Source organism: Aquabacterium sp. UBA2148, from assembly GCF_002328915.1.
Classification (GTDB): Bacteria; Pseudomonadota; Gammaproteobacteria; order Burkholderiales; family Burkholderiaceae_C; genus Aquabacterium; species Aquabacterium parvum.
This window is the reverse complement of the sequence record NZ_DCXA01000025.1, coordinates 9,661-13,897: the sequence shown is the minus strand read 5'-3', so window position 1 is coordinate 13,897 and position 4,237 is coordinate 9,661. Positions and strand designations below refer to the sequence as shown.

General features: G+C 67.1%; 2 protein-coding genes and 1 pseudogene. All 3 read left to right on the top strand.

The window, feature by feature from the left end; genetic code table 11:
• A pseudogene (locus tag B2W70_RS01575) lies at positions 1–143 on the top strand (16S rRNA pseudouridine(516) synthase); the annotation flags it as partial.
• Between the two features lie 17 nt (positions 144–160).
• Complete coding sequence (locus B2W70_RS01570) at positions 161–1,147, top strand: bifunctional riboflavin kinase/FAD synthetase (RefSeq protein WP_286742202.1); 987 nt, start codon at positions 161–163, stop codon at positions 1,145–1,147.
• 284 nt (positions 1,148–1,431) lie between these two features.
• On the top strand, positions 1,432–4,237 hold a 2,806-nt coding region (ileS, locus tag B2W70_RS01565; protein ID WP_414631015.1), incomplete at its 3' end, for an isoleucine--tRNA ligase.

Sequence of the window (4,237 nt, the reverse complement as noted above, 5' to 3'; positions counted from 1 at the left end):
ACCAGGTCAAGCGCATGGTGGCAGCCGTGGGCAACCGGGTCGAGGGCCTGCATCGCAGCAGCATCGGGCGGCTGGCGCTGCCCGCTGACCTGGCCCCGGGCCAGTGGCGCTGGGTCGAAGACCCGGCCATCGTGCTGCCCTGAGCCGATAATCTGCCCCCATGCAAGTCTTTCGCGGTTTCCACCATGCGGCACTGGCGCCGGCCTGTGCCCTGACGATCGGCAATTTCGACGGCGTCCACCGTGGGCACCAGGCCATGCTGGCGCTGCTGCGCAACGAAGCCCAGCACCGCGGCCTGCCTGCCACCGTGCTGACCTTCGAGCCGCATCCGCGCGACTACTTCGCCGAGCTGGCGGGCAAGCCCGAGCTGGCCCCGGCGCGCATCGCCACCCTGCGCGACAAGCTCTCCGAGCTGGAGCGCTGCGGCGTCGATCAGGTCGTGATCCTGCCTTTCGATGCACGGCTGGTGGCGTTGAGCCCGCAGGACTTCATTCAGCAGGTGATCGTGGACGGGCTGCGCGCCCGCTACGTGCTGGTGGGAGACGATTTCCGCTTCGGCGCCAAGCGCGCCGGTGATTACGCCACGCTGGACGCCGCAGGCGTGGCACATGGCTTCGACGTCGCCCGGATGATGAGCTACGAGGTGCGCGGCCTGCGGGTGTCGTCTTCGGTGGTGCGCGAGGCGCTCACCGCCGGCGACATGGCCCGCGTGGCCACGCTGCTGGGGCGCCCCTACACCGTCAGCGGCCACGTCGTGCACGGCCAAAAGCTCGGCCGCAGCCTCGATTGCCGCACGCTCAACGTTCGCTTCGGCCATGAAAAACCGGCCACCACCGGCATCTTCGTGGTCCGCACCCACGGCCTGGCGGGCCACCCGCTGGAGGGCGTCGCCAGCCTGGGCGTGCGCCCCACCGTGACCGAGACCGGGCGCGTGCTGCTGGAGGTGCATTGCTTCGATTGGCCTGCCGACCTGGGCCTCGAAGGGGGCTACGGTAAAATCGTGCGCGTGGAACTGCTGCACAAACTCCGAGACGAAGCCCGCTACGACGGGCTGGACGCGTTGCAGGCCGCCATCCACAAGGACATCGCCGACGCCAAGGGCTTTTTCCAGGCCCAGGGCCGCCAGACCACCCGCGACCGAATTTGACGCGGGCGGCCCCGTCCATCAGCCGGTGGACGGCCCCAGGTCTCGCCCGCCTGACGTCGCCTTCGCAACGGCCTGCTTCGCAGGTTGCTGCACCGAATCCCCCATGACCGTGGCAACCGGGGTGCGCTCAACCTGACGCACGCCTGGGCCGCAGTCGGACCCAAGAGATCGCCATGAGCCAAGACAACAGCGCCAAGCCCGGCAAGAACCAGCAAGATGCCAAGAAAGGCGGCGGTAAGCCCTCGGAGGCGGTGCCCGAGTCGAAGTACCGTGCCACGCTGAACATGCCCGACACCCCCTTCCCGATGCGGGGTGACTTGCCCAAGCGCGAGCCGGCTTGGGTGGCCGAGTGGGAAAAGAACGACCTCTACGGCAAGCTGCGCGCCGCACGCCAAGGCGCGCCCAAGTTCGTGCTGCACGACGGCCCGCCTTACGCCAACGGCAACATCCACATCGGGCACGCCGTCAACAAGGTGCTCAAGGACATGATCGTCAAGGCGCGCCAGTTGGCCGGCTTCGACGCCAGCTACATCCCCGGTTGGGACTGTCACGGCCTGCCCATCGAGAACCAGATCGAAAAAACCTTCGGGCGCAACCTCAGCCGCGATGACGTGCAGGCCAAGGCCCGCGCCTACGCCGCCGAGCAGATCGACGGCCAGCGCACCGATTTCAAGCGCCTGGGCGTGCTGGGCGACTGGGCCCACCCCTACCTGACGATGAACTTCGGCAACGAGGCCAACGAGATCCGGGCGCTCAAGAAGATCATGGACCGCGGCTACGTGTACCGGGGTCTCAAGCCCGTGTACTGGTGCTTCGACTGCGGCTCTTCGCTGGCCGAGTTCGAGATCGAGTACGCCGACAAGAAGTCGCAGACGCTGGACGTGGCCTTCCTGAGCGCCGAGCCCGAAAGGCTCGCTTCGGCCTTCGGCCTGCCGTCGTTGAGCAAGGAAGCCTTCGCCGTGATCTGGACCACCACCGCGTGGACCATCCCGGCCAACCAGGCGCTCAACGTGCATGCCGAGCTGAGCTACGCGCTGGTCGACACGCCCAAAGGCCTGCTGGTGCTGGCCGAGTCGCTGGTTGAAAAGGCCTGCGAGCGTTACGGCTTCGCCGCCGATGACTGCAAGGTGGTCGCCACCACCGCTGGTGCCAAGCTCGAAGGCCTGAAGTTCAAGCACCCGCTGGCCCATGTGCACGCCGGTTACGACCGCATCAGCCCCGTCTACCTGGCCGAGTACGTCAGCGCCGAAGATGGCTCGGGCATCGTGCACGCCGCGCCAGCCTATGGCGTGGACGACTTCAACAGCTGCGTGGCCCACGGCATGAAGTTCGACGACATCCTCAACCCGGTTCAGGGCAACGGTGTCTACGAAACCGAGCTGCCGCTGTTCGGCGGCCAGCACATCTGGAAGGCCGCGTCCGTGGTGCTCGAGACCCTGCGCGAGCACGGTCGCCTGCTCGCCTCCAAAGACATCGTCCACAGCTACCCGCACTGCTGGCGCCACAAGACGCCGGTGATCTTCCGCGCCGCCGCTCAGTGGTTTGTGCGCATGGACGAAGGCGAGGGCGTGTTCACCGCCGACAAGGCTCCCAAGACCCTGCGCCAGACCGCGCTCGACGCCATCGACCAGACCACCTTCTACCCGGAGAACGGCCGCGCCCGCCTGCGCGACATGATCGCCAACCGGCCCGACTGGTGCATCAGCCGCCAGCGCAACTGGGGTGTGCCGCTGCCCTTCTTCCTGCACAAGGTGTCGGGCGAGCTGCACCCCGACACGCCCGCGCTGATGGAGCGCGCCGCGCAACTGGTGGAGCAGGGCGGCGTCGAGGCCTGGTCCAAGCTCGACCCTGCCGAGTGGCTGGGCGCCGAACAAGCCGCCGAGTACAGCAAGTCCACCGACATCCTCGACGTGTGGTTCGATTCGGGCACGACCTTCTTCCACGTGCTCAACGCGCAAAACGGCAGCCACCCGAACGCCGGCCACCACCAGGGCCCCGAGGCCGACCTCTACCTCGAAGGCCATGACCAGCATCGCGGCTGGTTCCACAGCTCGTTGCTGGCCGCTTGCGCCATCTACGGTCGTGCGCCCTACAAGGGCCTGCTGACCCACGGCTTCACCGTCGACGGCCAGGGCCGCAAGATGTCCAAGTCGGTGGGCAACACCGTGGCGCCGCAAGAGATCAGCAACAAGATGGGCGCCGAGATCATCCGCCTGTGGGCGGCCTCGACCGACTACTCGGGTGACCTGGGCATCGACGACAAGATCCTCGCCCGCGTGGTGGACGGCTACCGCCGCATCCGCAACACGCTGCGCTTCCTGCTGGCCAACACGTCCGATTTCAACCCTGAAACCGACGCGGTGCCTTTGAGCGAGCTGCTGGAGATCGACCGCTACGCGCTGGCCCGCGCCTCGCAGCTGCAGGAAGACATCCTGGCCCACTACGAGCGCTACGAGTTCCATCCCGTGGTGGCCAAGCTGCAGGTTTACTGCTCGGAAGACCTGGGCGCTTTCTACCTCGACGTGCTCAAAGACCGGCTCTACACCAGCGCCGCCAAGAGCCACGCCCGCCGCGCCGCGCAGACCGCGCTGTGGCACATCACGAACGGCATGCTGCGCTGGATGGCGCCCTTCCTGAGCTTCACGGCCGAAGAGGCCTGGCAGGTCTTCAAGGGCCCGAACAACCCCAGCGTCAGCCTCTTCACCGAGACCTACTGGGACTTCCACGAGGCCGACAAGGACACCGAGCTGCTGGCCAAGTGGTCGCGCATCCGCGCGTTGCGCGAAGAAGCCAACCGCCGCATCGAAGACGTGCGCACGCGCGGTGAAGTCGGCGCGTCGCTGCAGGCCAAGCTGTTCATCACCATCGGCACGCAAGACGAGCAGGGCGCGCGCCTGCTGGCCGACCTGCGCAGCCTGGGCGACGACCTGAAGTTCGTGCTCATCGTCTCCGAGGTGGAACTGGCCGAAGGACATTCGACTCAAATCGAGGTCAACCCGTCTCATGCCCTCAAGTGCGAGCGCTGCTGGCACTACCGCGACGACGTGGGCGTCAACCCCGAGCACCCGACGATCTGCGGCCGTTGCCGAA

Coding starts and splice junctions, on each gene's coding strand:
- B2W70_RS01570 (WP_286742202.1), top strand. CDS start 161: ATGCAAGTCTTTCGCGGTTTCCACCATGCGGCACTGGCGCCGGCCTGT.